The organism is Halobaculum rarum (genome assembly GCF_040025155.1).
GTDB lineage: Archaea > Halobacteriota > Halobacteria > Halobacteriales > Haloferacaceae > Halobaculum > Halobaculum rarum.
This window is the reverse complement of sequence record NZ_CP157275.1, coordinates 2,277,624-2,292,780: the sequence shown is the minus strand read 5'-3', so window position 1 is coordinate 2,292,780 and position 15,157 is coordinate 2,277,624. Positions and strand designations below refer to the sequence as shown.

Annotated in this window: 14 protein-coding genes; 7 read left to right on the top strand and 7 right to left on the bottom strand. The window is 67.7% G+C overall.

Annotated features, from left to right (window positions below; translation table 11 throughout):
* Window positions 1-115 precede the first annotated feature (115 nt).
* Window positions 116-2,437, bottom strand: coding sequence for an amino acid permease (locus tag ABJD39_RS11830; RefSeq protein ID WP_348613638.1), 2,322 nt, complete (start codon window positions 2,435-2,437; stop codon window positions 116-118).
* Between ABJD39_RS11830 and ABJD39_RS11825 the strand changes: the two genes are divergently transcribed.
* Complete coding sequence (locus ABJD39_RS11825) at window positions 2,337-2,552, top strand: hypothetical protein (RefSeq protein WP_348613733.1); 216 nt, start codon at window positions 2,337-2,339, stop codon at window positions 2,550-2,552. The genes ABJD39_RS11830 and ABJD39_RS11825 overlap by 101 nt on opposite strands.
* Before the next feature lie 85 nt (window positions 2,553-2,637).
* Here ABJD39_RS11825 and ABJD39_RS11820 read toward each other — a convergent pair whose 3' ends face one another.
* Window positions 2,638-3,846: a CBS domain-containing protein gene (locus ABJD39_RS11820; protein WP_348608832.1), complete on the bottom strand. Its 1,209-nt coding sequence runs from the start codon at window positions 3,844-3,846 to the stop codon at window positions 2,638-2,640.
* 348 nt (window positions 3,847-4,194) lie between these two features.
* Between ABJD39_RS11820 and ABJD39_RS11815 the strand changes: the two genes are divergently transcribed.
* The 4 genes from ABJD39_RS11815 (at window position 4,195) to ABJD39_RS11800 (ending at window position 8,944) form a co-directional block, all read left to right on the top strand.
* On the top strand, window positions 4,195-4,623 hold the full coding sequence (locus tag ABJD39_RS11815) for a universal stress protein (protein WP_348608829.1): 429 nt from the start codon (window positions 4,195-4,197) through the stop codon (window positions 4,621-4,623).
* Window positions 4,624-4,701: 78 nt separating this feature from the next.
* Entirely contained in the window at window positions 4,702-6,879 is a 2,178-nt protein-coding gene (locus ABJD39_RS11810) for a heavy metal translocating P-type ATPase (protein WP_348608826.1), read from the top strand.
* 126 nt (window positions 6,880-7,005) lie between these two features.
* Entirely contained in the window at window positions 7,006-8,265 is a 1,260-nt protein-coding gene (locus ABJD39_RS11805) for a hypothetical protein (protein WP_348608823.1), read from the top strand.
* 262 nt (window positions 8,266-8,527) lie between these two features.
* Window positions 8,528-8,944, top strand: a complete 417-nt coding sequence (locus ABJD39_RS11800; protein ID WP_348608820.1) for a carboxymuconolactone decarboxylase family protein — start codon at window positions 8,528-8,530, stop codon at window positions 8,942-8,944.
* Window positions 8,945-8,992: 48 nt separating this feature from the next.
* Here the strand turns inward: ABJD39_RS11800 and ABJD39_RS11795 are convergent, their stop codons facing one another.
* Both ABJD39_RS11795 and ABJD39_RS11790 read right to left on the bottom strand, forming a co-directional pair.
* Window positions 8,993-9,238 (bottom strand): hypothetical protein, encoded by a 246-nt coding sequence (locus ABJD39_RS11795; RefSeq protein ID WP_348608817.1) that lies wholly within the window; start codon window positions 9,236-9,238, stop codon window positions 8,993-8,995.
* Between the two features lie 88 nt (window positions 9,239-9,326).
* Window positions 9,327-10,583, bottom strand: a complete 1,257-nt coding sequence (locus tag ABJD39_RS11790; RefSeq protein WP_348608814.1) for a hypothetical protein — start codon at window positions 10,581-10,583, stop codon at window positions 9,327-9,329.
* A 172-nt stretch (window positions 10,584-10,755) separates the two neighbouring features.
* Here ABJD39_RS11790 and ABJD39_RS11785 point away from each other — a divergent pair, with 172 nt between their 5' ends.
* Both ABJD39_RS11785 and ABJD39_RS11780 read left to right on the top strand, forming a co-directional pair.
* A complete protein-coding gene (locus ABJD39_RS11785) occupies window positions 10,756-11,277 on the top strand; it encodes a dihydrofolate reductase (RefSeq protein WP_348608811.1) in 522 nt (173 codons plus the stop codon).
* 2 nt (window positions 11,278-11,279) lie between these two features.
* Window positions 11,280-11,807, top strand: coding sequence for a hypothetical protein (locus tag ABJD39_RS11780; RefSeq protein ID WP_348608808.1), 528 nt, complete (start codon window positions 11,280-11,282; stop codon window positions 11,805-11,807).
* A gap of 36 nt (window positions 11,808-11,843) precedes the next feature.
* Here ABJD39_RS11780 and ABJD39_RS11775 read toward each other — a convergent pair whose 3' ends face one another.
* The 3 genes from ABJD39_RS11775 to ABJD39_RS11765 all read right to left on the bottom strand — a co-directional run bounded on the left by ABJD39_RS11775 (window position 11,844) and on the right by ABJD39_RS11765 (window position 15,093).
* Window positions 11,844-12,677: an enoyl-CoA hydratase/isomerase family protein gene (locus ABJD39_RS11775; RefSeq protein ID WP_348608806.1), complete on the bottom strand. Its 834-nt coding sequence runs from the start codon at window positions 12,675-12,677 to the stop codon at window positions 11,844-11,846.
* On the bottom strand, window positions 12,674-13,561 hold the full coding sequence (locus ABJD39_RS11770; protein ID WP_348608804.1) for a 3-hydroxyacyl-CoA dehydrogenase family protein: 888 nt from the start codon (window positions 13,559-13,561) through the stop codon (window positions 12,674-12,676). Before ABJD39_RS11770 ends, ABJD39_RS11775 begins: the two co-directional genes overlap by 4 nt.
* A gap of 107 nt (window positions 13,562-13,668) precedes the next feature.
* Complete coding sequence (locus ABJD39_RS11765) at window positions 13,669-15,093, bottom strand: MATE family efflux transporter (protein ID WP_348608802.1); 1,425 nt, start codon at window positions 15,091-15,093, stop codon at window positions 13,669-13,671.
* Window positions 15,094-15,157: the final 64 nt, after the last annotated feature.

Sequence of the window (15,157 nt, the reverse complement as noted above, 5' to 3'; positions counted from 1 at the left end):
GTCGCTCTAACAAATTGTTTTCAGAGATAATCTGCTGAATAGAGGTGCTGAGAGACTGTATGCAGCACGGTCGCTGAAACCCAACACCGATCAAGGGGTTTGCGGAGGGCCGGAATCATCTACCTTGTTCTGACGCTGGGTTACCAGTCGGGGCTGTGTCGCCCCGGCTCAGGCGTGCACGCAGGTAGCGGTAGACCGGGAACAAATAGTCCTCAATGCGTCCGGTAATACCCCCGGACGTCGCGTAAACGAGGACTGGAACGTTGCTCGCTTCGGCGTGTTCGACCACGCGATCGGGCGTACTGCCGAACACCCACTGGCTGAGGCGTCGATCCCGAGACGCACCGATCACGAGCACGCCGCCCTCGACCGTGGCCGCCTCGACCAGTCCGTCGGCTATCGTGGGCGCCTCGATCTCCGTGACGTCGACCTCGAACTCTTCGAATGCAGCGGCGGTCTCGGTTGGATCCTCGGCGGTTTCGTCACTACTCGACGTAACCGAGACGATCTGGACATCAGCTCCTTGAGCGACGAGCGCGCGCACCATCGTAAGCGATCCCCGGTGGTGCGGTCCCCCTCCTGCGCCCACAGTCACCTGTTTGATCGGCGGGATCGCTGTGCTCCCAAAGCCCGACGCGAACACCACGTCACACGGCGCCTTGTACTCCACCGCTTGGGTGAGTTCCGGACGCTCCTCGGGATAGCCCATCAGGATGAGGTCTACCTCATCGTTCCGGGCGGTCTGAACGATGTCGAACGCGACGTTCCTCGAGGTGTGGCCCTCGACGGAGTACTCGACGGCCAAGTCCTCCTCAGCGAGGTGATCGGCGATACGGTCGGCCCGTCTCTGGGCACTCTCGGCGACCATCTCGTGTGGTGTCTGGTCCGGAAGCTCGGTGACGTTGACCACCTGCACGAACGGTTCCTTCTCGCGGCCCCCTGCGAGGGCCGCGGCCAACCGGACGTAGCGCGGCGCGCGATCGGGTCGCGCGATCGGAACCAGCACGCGGAAGTGCGCTGTTTCGGGCTCTTCACCCGTCTCGGATACATCCTCATGTGTCTGCGTTCCGTCGACTCCACTGGCAGCCTCGCCTGCCGGTATGGGTTCGGCTTGCTCGGCCGGCACGGCCTCCCGGAACAGGTCCTCGATCTCGGGTGCTCCGCCCCATGCGAGGTACGCAACCACGAGTACGGTTACAAGCACGACTCCGGTGACGATCCCATCGACTGGCAGATTGATGATGAGCGCGAGGTTCGCGAGGATACCCAGGATGGGAACGGCCGGGACGCCGGGGACGCTGAAGCCACGTTCCATGTCGGGGAACTTCCGGCGGTGGACGATCAGCGCGCCGTTCACCACCGACAGCGGCAACAGGAGGTTCAGCGTCGCGAACCCGGTCAATGCCGTCAACCCGAGATCCAGCCCGAGTGGGGCGCCCTCCGCGGGGAACAGAGCGATGAAAAAGACGATCATCGCCACGATCGTTGCGATCACGGTCGTGACGCTCCAGATCGGCGTTCCGTATTCCGGGTGGATGCGCGTGAAGGGGCGAGGAGCCTGCCCGCGTCGTCCCATCAGTGACCCGATCCCTGTCGCGGCCAGTATCGACGCGTTCGAGGCCGACACCATCGAGAACACCGCGCCGGCGACGATCAGCGACCGCCCGGCGGGCCCGAGGAATCCCTCGGCGACCAGGCCCATCGCCGTTTCACCCTCCTCGGCGACGATTTCCGGGGGCACTGTCGAGTTCGTCATCGCGACGATGACGAGCGCGTAGAGGACGGTGACAGTGACGATGCTGGCGGCAATAGCTCGCGGGACGGTCTTGCGGGGCTCGATGATCTCGCCGGCACTGGCCGCGATCGCCGAGAAGCCGAAGAACGTGATGAACGCCAGCGCGGCAACCGTGATGATTCCGACGGCGTCGGCCTGGAACTGACCCGCGAAGTTGGCCGTTGCCGTGGCTGGTCCGCGGAAGGCGAACGCACCGGCGATGAAGGCGAGTAAAACGGCCACCTTCGCGCCCGTCACGAACAGCTGAAAGATCCCCGACTCCTCGGTACCGCGGCCGTTCAACACGCCGAGGAGAACCGCTGTCACCACAGCGACGGTTCCGTGTGGGAGCCACTGCAACGACTCGGGGATGATGAACCGGACGAACCACTCGTCCATCGTCGCGAGGTAGAAGGCGGTAGTGCCGGTGTACCCGAGGAACAGTGACATCCCAACCCCGTAGGTCAGCAGCCGCCTGTCCTCGAACGTTCGAGAGTTGAAGAGGTATCCTCCGCCGTTCTCCGAGTAGATCGAGGCGAACTCGGAGTAACTGGCGGCGGTGATGCCCGCGACGACCGCGGCGATGACGAACCCGATGACGGCACTGGACCCGATCATCGCGACAGCGGCTCCGGACAGCGAGAAGATCCCCGCCGCGATCATCGTGCCGAGGCCGATCGCGAAGGCGATCTTGAAATCCAGTGTTCGAGTATGTTCCGCCATTGGAGTCCCGATCACCGGGGAATTTGATAAATTCCTAGCTCAGTATGGACAATAACGGGGAATACCCTGACCACTCTTTTCCAGGTAACGAGTATGCTAGCCGGCAACGAGTACTCGTCCGGATGGAGATATCGATCCGATCACCCCCCAAGCCACCAGCCATAGAGTTGTGCCTGCTCGTCAGTGTCCACACGCTTCATCGAGTGGCCGTAGGTCTTCCCTTTGAGGAGTTGGCGTTCGACCGCGTTTGCGGCGATTCGAAGGGCGTGAGAGGCGCCGTATCCCTCCCCATCGGCCGTGAAGTAGCCGCGGTCGGTGGTCAGCCGAATTCGTGCGAGCACCACCGGCACACCCCGTCTCTGCTCTTTGTGCTCTTGCAGTTCGATGCTGGCCTTGATCACGCTCATCTCGCCGTACTTCGAGGTCATGCCCTCGATCAGATCGGAGACGCCGTCGTAGTCCATCCCCTCCAGCAGGTCGATCCCGAACACCTGCACTGCGTTCCGGTCATCGCGCTCCCAGGTGAGCGCCTCGATGACGTCCGTCTTCGTGACGATACCGATCGGATCGGCGGTGTCGTCGGCCGTGACGACGAGCGAGGAGATCTCCTGCTCGAACATCGTCTCGACGACCTCGTCGAGCGGCGCGCTCCGCTCGACCGTCACGACCGCATCGGACATCAGGTCCCGCACTGGCAGGTCGAGCATCCGGTCGGCATCGCCCTCGCGCGCGCCGAACCCGCCACGGTTCTGCCCGCCACCGCCGCGGCTACCGAAGTCGCTCGACGAACCGCCCTGGCTCTTCGTGCCCCCCCGGGTCGTGAAATCGATGACGTCGTACAGGCTCAACATTCCCACGAGGTCGCCCTCGTCGACGACGGGGAGATGGGCGATCCCGCCTTCTCGAAGCAGATTGAGCGCTTTCCCGATCGTGGTTTCGGACGTCGCACTGATCAACTCCTCCGTGTAGGCGTCCTCGACGGTCACTGCGTCGAGGAAGGGACGCACTGCCTCGAGGACGGCATCGCCGGTTACCACGCCGACGACACGGTCGTCGTTGAGTACGGGGAGCGTTTTGGCGTCGCTGCCGATCATGAGTCGCGCGACCTCGCGGACGTCCTCGGTGCGCTCGACAGTCGGAACGTGCTGTGCTTGCGAGCCGACCTTCGCAGACGGCTGGTTGGACGAGGACGCCAGCTGTCGGCGACTAACGACACCGCGATACTCGTCGCCGTCCGTCACGATGACGGCGTCGAGTTCTTGATTCTCGAACGTCCCGGCAACCTTCGAGAGCGGTGTGCCGATGTCGAACTCCATGAACTGGTCGGAGAGGATCTCTGTGATATCCATGCGATCACTCAACACGGAGGGTCGCTGGACGGTTATACTTGTTCCGCCATTGATATTCTACGAATTCCAACAAGGCCACTCAACGGTCGATTCGTTCGCTAGTCGAACCGGAGACCGCAGCGCCCAGTCGTGTTCCACTCGTTCCGGTGGCAACCTCATTCGCGGTAGCATGTCTCTCGCTGCCGAATGCGGCGTTGGAGGGATCTCCGGGGACAGCGTATTCTGCGGAACTCCGTCGGTCACAACTTTCGTCCACTCGCAGTCATGCGGTTCTGGTCGCAAAAACACGGAGTAAACGCGCGTACGCAGAGCAGTACACTCATGTCAACTTGGCCAAACCGTTCTCCCATGCCCGACAACGTTCTCGTCGCCTTCGACGGCTCTCCGCTTTCCGAGCGTGCGCTCACATACGCTATCGAGAACTTCCCGGACGCGACCATCACCTCGTTGTACGTCATCAACCCGATCGACTCGGTTATCGACGTCGAGGCTGGCGGCATCCCGGTCGCCAAAGACTGGTACGACGATGCCCGAGAACGCGCGACGAGCATCCACACGGTGGCCACGGATCTCGCGGCTACCCACGATATCGACCTCAATACGGTCACAGAAGTCGGCAAACCGGCACGAGCGATCCTCGAATACGTGGACGACCACGGCATCGATCAGATCGTTTTGGGTAGCCACGGTCGCTCAGGAATCGACCGGACGCTCCTCGGAAGTGTTGCAGAGAGAGTCACCCGTCGAGCACGGATTCCGGTGACGGTCATCGCATGACCCGCACACGGCGAGAATACGAATACTCGTTGGCGTTCCTAACGCGGAAGATCCGAACAGATCACACATAACGAGAACGTGGCCATACCTGAATCGCACTCGTTAGCTACGTGTACTGTCCGAATTGAACGACGAGGCGGTCGTGGGGAAGCGGGAGCGCGGGCACTCGAACGACACCTCCGGAACATCGCCGGAGTCCACGAGGTTGCCGTCTCGTTCCGACGGGGGACTGTTCGGATCACCTACGACGAACGCGTCACCTCCGAGGAGACGATTCGAGACGCGGTCCGCGACAGAAACGTCTCGATCCAGGACGACCCCGACACGGCAACGGACGACGTGAGCACTCGTTCGGAACTCGGGCGGGAAGCGGTGTTCGTCGGGCTGACGCTGCTCGGAATGGTGACCGGTCTTGCGACGGGTTGGCTCGACGGTCCGCCACTCCTCATGTGGATCGGCTACGGCGTCGCCTACGCCTTCGGCGGCTGGTACGGACTCACAGGTGCCGTCGAGACGCTTCGCCACGGCGCTGTCGACATCGACCTCCTGATGATCGTTGCGGCGCTCGGTGCCCTCTCGATCGGGGCACCGTTCGAGGGCGCGATGCTTCTGTTCCTGTTCTCGTTGTCGAATACGCTCCAACACTACGCGATCGGGCGTTCGCGCCGGGCGATCAAGTCCCTCGTCGAGATGCGGCCGGACGAAGCCCAGGTGCTCCGCGACGGGGAGGAAGTCACCGTCCCCATCGATGACGTCGCCGTCGGCGACGTGTTCGTCGTCCGACCCGGAGACAACATTCCATTAGACGGCGTCGTCACGTCCGGCGAGGGGACGGTCGACCAGGCCTCGCTCACCGGCGAGTCCGTGCCCGTACCGAAGGGTTCCGGCGACGAGGTGTTCGGCGGAACGATCAACGAGAGCGGGAGCCTCGAGATCGAAGTGACTCGGCAGGCCCACGAATCGGCGATCAGCCGCCTCATCAATATGGTCGAGCACGCCCAAAGCGAGAAGGCGCCGACACAGCGGCTCATCGACCGCCTCGAACAACCGTACGTCCTCGGCGTGTTCGCGCTCACGACCGCGGCGATCGCGATCCCGCTCGCGCTCGGGAGCGAGTTCACCGGCACGTTCTACCGTGCCATGACGCTCATGGTCGCGGCATCGCCGTGTGCGGTCATTATCTCGACGCCAGCGGCGGTGCTTTCGGCGATCGCCTCGGGCGGCAGGCAGGGCGTCCTGTTCAAGGGCGGCGAGCACGTCGAGGCGGCAGCGAATATCGACGCGGTCGCGTTCGACAAGACAGGAACGCTCACGCAGGGCGACACGCAGTTGACCGACGTCTTCGTCCGCGAGACGACAGCCGAATCGCTGACCGACGATGGCCTGCTCTCGCTCGCGGCCGCGGTGCAGGCCCGCTCGGAGCACCACCTCGCCCGTGCGACTGTGGCGGCAGCCGAAGACCAGTCACTCGATGTTCCCGACGCACAGCGGTTTCAGTCAGTTGCGGGGAAAGGCGTCCGCGCCGATGTCGACGCCGGCACCGTCCACATCGGAAATCGGAGTTACTTCGGGACCGTCCTCGGAGACGCAGCGATCGAGGGGCTCGAACCTGGCCTTGACAGGCTCCAAACGCTAGAATCGGAGGGGAAAACGAGCGTCATCGTCGCCCGGGAGGACGGCGACGGCGTCACCGTGTTGGGGTGGCTCGCGTTCACCGACACGGTTCGCCCCGGGGCTGCCGAGATGATCGAGGATCTCCGCGAACTCGGCGTGGAGCACATCGTCATGCTGACGGGCGACAACGAGCGTGTCGCACAGCGGATCGCCGACGAGGTCGGTATCGACGAAGTGCAGGCGGAACTGCTGCCCGAGGAGAAGGTGGCGACCATCGAGGAGCTGGTCGACCGACACGAGAACGTGGCGATGGTCGGCGACGGGATCAACGACGCGCCGGCGCTGGCGACCGCGACCCTCGGGATCGCGATGGGCGGCGCCGGAACTGATGTCGCGCTCGACACCGCCGACGTGGTATTGATGGGTGACGATCTCAGCAAGATCCCCTACGTCCTCGGTCTCGGTCGCAAGACCCGCCGGACGCTCACCGTCAATCTCGCCATCGCGTTCGGTGCGATCGCGCTCATGGTCGGTACGATCCTCCTCCGAGGGATTCCGCTGCCGCTTGCAGTGGTTGGTCACGAGGGCTCGACGGTGCTCGTCTCGCTGAACGGCCTCCGATTACTCAGCTTTCGCGGATGACCCGGAGCGTCTATAGACTTCGAAACGGAGATGCGCTAGTTCACGCTCATCGAGTCGGGTACTCGCCCGACCAGAGGCTACCGCTGAGCCGAATCTTCATGTTCCCGCCGTCAAAACTCGGGCCGCATGGCTAGCGCGGCGCGCTCGTTGACCGAGCCGCACGTCCTCGCGCACACGAAGCGCCGGCTCTTCCCGGGGGACGCCGACGACGGATACGCCGTCGTCGACACGCAGTTCGCCGCGGATCGGTGGCTCGCCGACGAGGCCATCGATCCGAGCGTCAGGGACCTGCTCGCGCCGTTCAACCACGTCCGCGTCGGGTCGGGCTACCCGGACCTGGTCGGCGTCCGCGTCCTCGATTCCGAGCTCCTCGCCGTCGACCGGCTGGGCGAGGACCCGCCGCTCGTCGCCGTCGAGGCCAAGGGATACGACGACCGCGGCAGCGTCGACGTCGAACGGGGGGTCGTGCAGGCGTACGACCGACTCAACGAGGCGAACGCGGTGTACGTCGCGGCGCCCAGGAAATCGATCGGCCAATCGGTTCGGACGCTCGCACGCGAACTCAACGTCGGGGTCCTCGGCGTCGACATCGACGGGACTGTCGACGCGGTCGAGGTGCCACGCGTCGTCGGCAACCGGACGACCAGCGAGACCTCCGCGATCCGGTTTCAAGCGAGCGCGCAGGGCGTCGCCGACAAGTCCTTCAGCCTCAATCACCCGAAGAACTACCTCGCGTATCCCCTCGCCGTGTATCATCCAGACGAGGCGGAACGCGTGCTTTCGGAGCACGTCGTTCGGGCCGTCGACGGCGCGCGCACCGGCGCCGCGTTTCTGAACCTCGTGGACGACCGACCCGATCGCGTGCGACTGACGCCGCTGGGAAGGGAGGTCGTCAGGTTCGCGCTCGGCGAGTACGGCTCCGTCGACGCCGCGTTGGCCGCGTTCGAGGAGTGGAAGCGATCGCGGGCCCGGTTCTGTGATCTCGCACCGAAGTGGGGGCTGCTCACCCGACGCGTCGTCTTCGCGTATCCGGCGACGCAACTGCTCGTCGAGGAACTCCAGCGGCTCCACGAGGACGGGGTCGCCGATCCGACGCTCCCACAGTTCGTGGAGTACCTCCACGAACTGCATCCGTCGTTCACCGTCGAGCTGTTCGTGCGCGGCGACGACGAGGTTCGGAGTCGCGTGTTGGACGCGGACGGCGAGCTACAGCGAGAGGAACTGACCGACGGGAACGTGTATCACGCGCCGACGGTGTTCCAACTGAAGACCATGCTGTATCACGCGGGGATCCTGACGACCCGCGGCTCGGAGCCCAGTTCCCTCACCCCGACGGCCGACACGTGGGCGCTACGGGAACCCGTTATCCGACCTCGCTCAGATTGACCGGCGAGCGCCCGTGATCACACAGTATCGAACCCACTGGAATCAAGAAATTACTCGCGGTCACGTGTTGTCTGTCGACAGACCTCGGAAACGCGTTCACCGCCGAACTGATGTTGGACATCAGACAGTACTCGATCCACGTGGCACCGTACTCTCTCGAGCGATCGCTCGTACCTCATCCGCCCGTGTTCATAACAAAGTCCGGCCGAACCGTCGTGAATCACGCGTGGCGGACGGATACCGTCACCGGAGGGATACAGACATGGCGACCACATCGACGGCGGACGCGTACGACGACACGGTGACCGAAATCGAGGAGACCCTCGGCATGGTTCCGGGGTTCTTCGGGGATCTGAACCGGGACGACTTGGTGGACGAGTGGCCGACGTTCAAACGGATGGCGCTGGGGGAGACGACGATCCCGGCCAAGTACAAGGAGCTGATCAACCTCGCGGTCGCCGCGAACCTGAAGTGCCCGTACTGCATTCACTTCCACCGCGAGGCGGCCAAGCTGCACGGCGCGACTGACGAGGAGTTGGCGGAGCTGTCGTTCCTGGCCGGTTACACGCCCCGGTACAGCGGCATGATCCACGCGCAGGAGTACGACCTCGAGACGTTCGAATCAGAGGTCGAGCAGATCGGCGCCCACCTCCAGTCGCAGCTGGCCGCGGACGACTGATCGACCGGGTGCCGTTCAACCGGGTGTCTTTTCGGCGATTGCGTCGCGCTACTCCCCGTCCAGCAGCCCCATGTCCTCGGCGACCAGATCGGCGATCCGGTCGGCGAGCGCGGGCTCGACCCCGGCGACGTCCTCGCCGTCGTGTCTCGTCTCGTTGTGCCGCTCGAGTTGGTCCGCGAGGTCCGACAGCGGCACGCGCGTCCGGGTGTCACACTCCTCGCAGACGATGGGGACGGTCGGCTCGTCGTCCCCGCCGGGGGAGTCGTCGATCCCGTCTGTCCCGTCGGTAGTCATACACAACGCTCGCGCGGGGACCGCCCTAAACGGGTCGGTTCGGCGGCGATAGGCGGTCCGACGACGGCGATTAGCCTCCGAGAGCCGATCACCCCAACCGCGTGGGGTCGACAGCGTCGCTGAGCGCGGCGAGCCGGTCGGCGGTCGAGATCCCGGACAGCAGCACCGTGACGCGGAACTCCTCGGCGGTCGGGTCGGGGTGATCTCCCCAGCGGATCTCCGGCACGCCGGTCTCCTCCTCGATCAGCCCTCGCGCGCGTTCGAGCCCCCGGCGGCTGAGCCACGCCGGCGGCGCGTGAAACACGACCGCCGCGCGCGACGCAGTCGTGCGGTCACACGGGAGGCTGAGGTGGTGAGAGATAGCCTTCCGGGCGGCGTTCGTCGCGACCGACACCGCCTCGCCCTCGTCGACGGTGGGCCCGTCGGCGCCGCCGATTCGGTCGAGCAGACCGCCCACGAGTCCCTCGCGACGACCGTTCTCCACCGCGGTCGCCGCGGAACCGAGCGCGGTGACGCCGCCGGCGCCGAGGGTGTTCGTCAGCTCGCTGGCGTCGAGGACGCGCTCCGGTATCGGGTCGGCCGTCTCGCCGGCGGCCAACAGCGAGCCGAGCCGTCCGGCGACGACGGCGTCCAGCTGCGGCCACACGTCGGCGTACGTGCCGCCGCTGGCGCGCCAGACGTCGAGGTCGGCGAGCAGGAGATCGTCGCTCGCGGCCGAGAGCGCGCGCACCGCGCCCGCCGCGTTCGACGCGAGCGGGCGATCCGGTCCGTCAGGTCGATCCGGTCGGTCGCGGTCGCCATCGTCCCCGGCGGCGACCTCGTCCACGTCCCCGCTCCCGGCGTCGCTACCGGCGCCGGCGGCGGACGACCGCTTCGGCCCGTCGGTCGTCGCGTCGGCGGCGTCGCCGTCCCCGCCGACCTCGGCGACGCCCGGGAGGACCCCGAGCGCGTACACCGGCGTGCTCGTCACCTGACCGAGCAGGTCGACGACCGCCGGGGCGACGCCGGCGCCGGTGCCACCGCCGACCGCGGTGCACACCAGCGCGGCGTCCATTTGTCCGACGGGGAGCGAATCGGCCGCCGCCTGGAGTTCCGGCCGCTCCTCGCGAGCGATCTCGGCGGCCAGCTCCGTGTCGCCGGCGGTTCCCGCCCCCTCCGTGTGGACGGCCCCGAGCAGGTGCCGATCGTCCTCGGCGACCCGATCGAGCGCCGCGAGCGCGCCCGCGTCGGTGTCGATCGCGACCGCGCCGACGAGGTAGTCCGCGGCGCGCCCCGCGTCGTCCGCCAGCAGCGCGTCCGTAAGCGCGGTGCCGCCTCCCCCGACGCCGACGACTCCGATCTGCATATCGAGTGAACGCGGCCGCCGCGAGTACATAACCGTGGTGGAGCAGTGGGGGCAAAGCAGCGCGGTTCGATGGAGGTCAGGTCGATCAGCGACAGCGACCGCGACAGCGTCGCGGCGCTCGCCCGCCACGTCGCGGGAAAAACGGTATGCTCGGGGACCACGTGCTCACCGTATGGTCGAACTCGTGTCCGTGGCCGCGGTCGCGGACAACGGCGTCATCGGCGACGACGGCGAACTCCCGTGGCCCTCCATCCCCGAGGACAAACGACAGTACCGCGACCGGATCGCGAACGACCCGGTGATCCTCGGCCGACGGACGTTCGAGTCGATGCTGGACGACCTCCCCGGGTCGGCACAGATCGTCCTCTCGCGCAGTGTCGACGCTGTCGACGCCGACACAGTACACGTCGCCGCCGACCTGGACGAGGCGATCGCGATCGTCGAATCGCTCGGGGTCGACACCGGCTACGTGATCGGCGGCGGGGCGATCTACGAGCTGTTCCAGCCGCGCGTCGATCGGATGGCGCTCAGCCGTGTCCACGGCGAGTACGACGGCGACACCGCCTACCCGGAGTGGGACGAAGCCGACTGGGAGCTCGTCGAGTCAGCCGAGTACGATCGCTTCACGCTGGAGGAGTGGGTCCGCGTCGACGGCACGGCAACCGACGCGGACGACGCGGCCGGAACGCCGTAGCCGTGCTCCGGCGCACCCGCGAGACCGCGCCCGCCGGGCTCGTCCCGCTCGCGTGGGGATTCACCGTCGCCGCCCACCTCGGACTCGTCGCCGACCGGCCGGTGCTGATCGCCCATCTGGTGATGGACGTGCTGCTCGTCGCGTTCGTCGGCCTCTCGTGGGACGACATGGCCGCGGGCGTTCTCCGGGCGTGGCGGCTCGTGATCCTCGCCGGGATCCCCGTCACGCTCGCGGGCACCGTGGGACTGCTTACGGCGACCGACCCCGCGTCGTCGCCGCTGGTCGCGGTGTCGGTCGTCGGCTGGACGCTCCTCCCCGTTCCCGCGCTGTGGTACACGGGTCGTGAGTCCCGGGGAACCGCACGAACGGTCAACTACGCGGCCGCGACGCTCTCGCTCGCGGGCGCCGTCGCCTACCTCGCCGCGCTCGCTGCCGGTGCTCCCATCGACGCGTCGGTCCGGCTGGCCGGCCTCGCGCTCGTCGGCGTCGGCCAGACGGTCGCCATCGTCGACGCGGCGGCCCGGTACTGAGCCGGTTCCGGGGCCGCTTCTTCTTCCTCCGCTCCCCTATCGACCCTCCCACTCGGGCTCGCGGCCCTCGAGGAACGCGTCGATCCCCTCGTCCTTGTCCGTGGTCGCGAACAGCCCGACGAACAGCTCCGACTCGTAGTCGAGCCCCCCGTCGAGCCCCATCCGCGAGGCGGCTCGTACCGCCTTCTTGGCGTGCTCCAGCGCGACGGGGCTCTTGTCGGCCATCGACGCCGCGAGATCGTACACGCGGTCGTCGAAGTCATCGTCGCCGTGGACCTCGTCGACGAGGCCGATATCGGCCGCCTCGTCCGCATCGATCAGCTCCCCCGAGCAGATCAGCTTCATCGCCTGTCCTTCGCCGACCAGTCTGACGAGCCGCTGGGTACCGCCGCCGCCGGGAATGAGCCCCAGGTTGATCTCCGGCTGACCCAGCTTCGCGCGCTCGTGGGCGATTCGTACGTCGCACGCCTGTGCGAGTTCGCAGCCCCCGCCGAGGGCGTGGCCGTTGATTCGGGCGATCACCGGCTGCCGGAGATCGGCGACGCGCTCGTACACCCGCGGGCGCTCGCTCGCGCGTCGCTGCTCGACCATATCGCGCTCGCGCAACTCGGTCACGTCCGCGCCGGCGACGAAGGCCTTCGCCTCGTCGGCGCCGGTGAGCACGACGACCCGAACGTCGCTTTCCTCGCGCTCGACGGCGTCGAGGACACGCTTCAGCTCCTCGCGAAGCTGTGCGTTCAGGGCGTTTCGCGCGTCCGGCCGCGAGAGCGTGACCGTGGCGAGGCCGTCGGCGCGGTCGCCGACCGCGCAGTCGACGAACTCGCAGTCGGCGGCGACGGTCTCGGGATCGGCGCCGACGCCGCAGGTCATCGTTCCTCACCCGCCTCATCCGCCGGCCGGACCGCCTCGCCGTCCTCCCACACGTAGAACCCCTCGCCGGTCTTCTTCCCCAGCTTGCCGGCCCGAACCTTCCGCTTGAGCGCCTGCGGCGGGCGGAAGCGCTCGCCCAGCTCCTCGCGCAGGTACTCCAACACGTCTAGGCGCACGTCCAGCCCGACCACGTCCGTCAGCTTCAGCGGTCCCATCGGGTGGTTGTACCCCAACTCCATCGCCGCATCGATGTCGGCGGCGCTCGCGACGCCTCCCTCGTGCATCCGGATCGCCTCGGCGCCGAGCGCGACGCCGAGCCGCGAGGAGGCGAACCCCGGCGAGTCGCGCACCCCGACGGCGGTCTTGTCCAGCGACTCGACGAATCCGCGGGCGGTCTCCAGCGACGCCTCGTCGGTCCGCTCGGCGACGACGACCTCGACCAGCCCCATCAGGTGGACCGGGTTGAAGAAGTGGAGACCCAGCAGTCGCTCGGGCCGGTCGAGCGCGCTCGCTAACTCCGTCACCGACAGCGCGGACGTGTTCGACGCCAGCACCGCGTCGGCCCCGACGTGGGTCTCGGCCTCGCCGAGCACCTCCTTCTTCAGGTCCACGTCCTCGGGCACCGCCTCGATCACGAGGTCGGCTCCCTCGGTCGCCGCCGCGAGATCTGTGGTACCCGTAATTCGATCGAGGGCGGCCTCGCGCGCGGCCGGCTCCACCTTCCCGCGCTCGACGCCTTCCGAGAGCGTGTCGTCGACGCTGGCGATACCGTCCTCGACGTACGACTCCTCCACGTCCCGCAGCGCGACGCTGTGGCCGGCAGTCGCGGCCGCCTGCGCGATCCCGGCGCCCATCGTCCCCGCGCCCAGTACCGTGACTCGCATAGCTGGGAGGTGCCGCGGGCGAGTATAAGGGTGGGTGGTGCGGCCGACTCGACCCGGCTCGGCAGGGCGGCGGCAACCGGGACCTCGCCGGCGTCCCGTTGAGCCGCTCAGTCGCCCGCGCTCGGGCGATACTCCCGGCTGACGGCCTTCCACCGGTTCGAGCGGAACCGGCGGGTGTTCACCACCAAGGGCACCGCCGTCTCGGCAAGCAACGAGAGGAGCAGGCCGCCGACCCCGAGCGCGGGGATCACCGTCCCGATCCACGCAAGCGGCAGCGCCGCGAGGTACGCGCCCGCCAGCGTCGCGACGAACGGGACGCGGGTGTCGCCGGCGCCGCGCAGCGTGCCCGTGATCGAGCCGTCGACGCCGAGCGCGACCACCGAGATCGCCGCGACGCGGACGAAATCGGCCGACAGCGCCAGGTTCGCGGGGTCGTCGACGAAGACGGCCGCGATCGGCTCGGCCGCGGCGACGACGACCGCGGCGGCGACGAGGTACACGAGCAGCGACAGCCGGGTGATCCCGCGGCCGTACGCCTCGGCCTCGGCCTCGTCGCCGCGGCCGAGTTCCTGTCCGACCAGGGTCGAGGCGGCGATGGAGAAGCCCCACGAGAAGCTCCCGAGGAGCGCGCGCACCTGCCGGCCGACGCCGACGGCGGCGACGGCGACCGGGCCGAACGTCGCCGCGATCGCCAGCAGCGGGAACACGACGAGTCCCTGCGCGGCGCGGCGGGCGACCAGCGGCGCGGACACGCTGGCGATCTGTCCCAGGAGTTCGCGGTCGTGGGGTGACCCGCGGACGCGCAGCGGGACGGGGCTGGCGCCGCGCCCGCGGAGGTAGCTCCGGCCGGTCATCCCCCACGCGAACACGACCGTCACGAGCCCCGTCGCCAGCGCGGTCCCCAGCGCGGCGCCGGCGACGCCCATATCGAAGCCGAGGACGAACGTCGCCGACAGCGCGATGTTGGCGACGGCGCCGCCCGCGCGGACGACCATCGGCGTGACGGTGTCGCTGACGCCGGCGTACGTCCGGCTGGCGATCAGGTTCAGAAACTCGAACAGGAGGCCGGGCGCGACCACCGCGAGATACGTCGCGCCGTAGCCGATCGCCGTCCGGTCTCCGCCGAGCAGGCCGACGAGCGGCTCGGCCGCGAGGCCGAACCCCGCGACCGCCGGCACCGCGAGCGCCGCCGCGATCAGGACGCTGAGGCGGACGACCGCGGCGGCGCGCTCGTCGTCGCCGCCGCCGTAGTTCTGCGAGACGAGCGAAACCGTTCCGCCGGCCAGCCCGATCGCGACGAACTTCGCGGCCATCCAGAACGCGTTCGCGAGCGTCAGCCCGGCGACGGCCGTCGGGCCGATGACGAGGCCGACCAGCGCGAGGTCGACCGTCCGCTTCGACATGATGGCGAAGCCGGTGACGATCCGGGGCCACGCCAGGTCCGTCGTCGCGCGCAGGCGCGACTCGTCGATGACGCCCGCGCCGGCGAGGGCCGCGGCGACGGCGGCGCCGGCGCGACGGAGCAGTGGCACGTCCGTGGCGACGGATGCGCGCGGCTAATCGGTTCCGTTCGAGGGCGGGGACCGTCGGAGGATG

Coding starts and splice junctions, on each gene's coding strand:
- ABJD39_RS11825 (WP_348613733.1), top strand. CDS start 2,337: ATGCCCGCGACGACCGCGGCGATGACGAACCCGATGACGGCACTGGAC.
- ABJD39_RS11800 (WP_348608820.1), top strand. CDS start 8,528: ATGGCGACCACATCGACGGCGGACGCGTACGACGACACGGTGACCGAA.
- ABJD39_RS11785 (WP_348608811.1), top strand. CDS start 10,756: ATGGTCGAACTCGTGTCCGTGGCCGCGGTCGCGGACAACGGCGTCATC.
- ABJD39_RS11775 (WP_348608806.1), bottom strand. CDS start 12,677: ATGACCTGCGGCGTCGGCGCCGATCCCGAGACCGTCGCCGCCGACTGC.
- ABJD39_RS11805 (WP_348608823.1), top strand. CDS start 7,006: ATGGCTAGCGCGGCGCGCTCGTTGACCGAGCCGCACGTCCTCGCGCAC.
- ABJD39_RS11815 (WP_348608829.1), top strand. CDS start 4,195: ATGCCCGACAACGTTCTCGTCGCCTTCGACGGCTCTCCGCTTTCCGAG.
- ABJD39_RS11795 (WP_348608817.1), bottom strand. CDS start 9,238: ATGACTACCGACGGGACAGACGGGATCGACGACTCCCCCGGCGGGGAC.
- ABJD39_RS11790 (WP_348608814.1), bottom strand. CDS start 10,583: ATGCAGATCGGAGTCGTCGGCGTCGGGGGAGGCGGCACCGCGCTTACG.
- ABJD39_RS11830 (WP_348613638.1), bottom strand. CDS start 2,437: ATGATCGCGGCGGGGATCTTCTCGCTGTCCGGAGCCGCTGTCGCGATG.
- ABJD39_RS11820 (WP_348608832.1), bottom strand. CDS start 3,846: ATGGATATCACAGAGATCCTCTCCGACCAGTTCATGGAGTTCGACATC.
- ABJD39_RS11770 (WP_348608804.1), bottom strand. CDS start 13,561: ATGCGAGTCACGGTACTGGGCGCGGGGACGATGGGCGCCGGGATCGCG.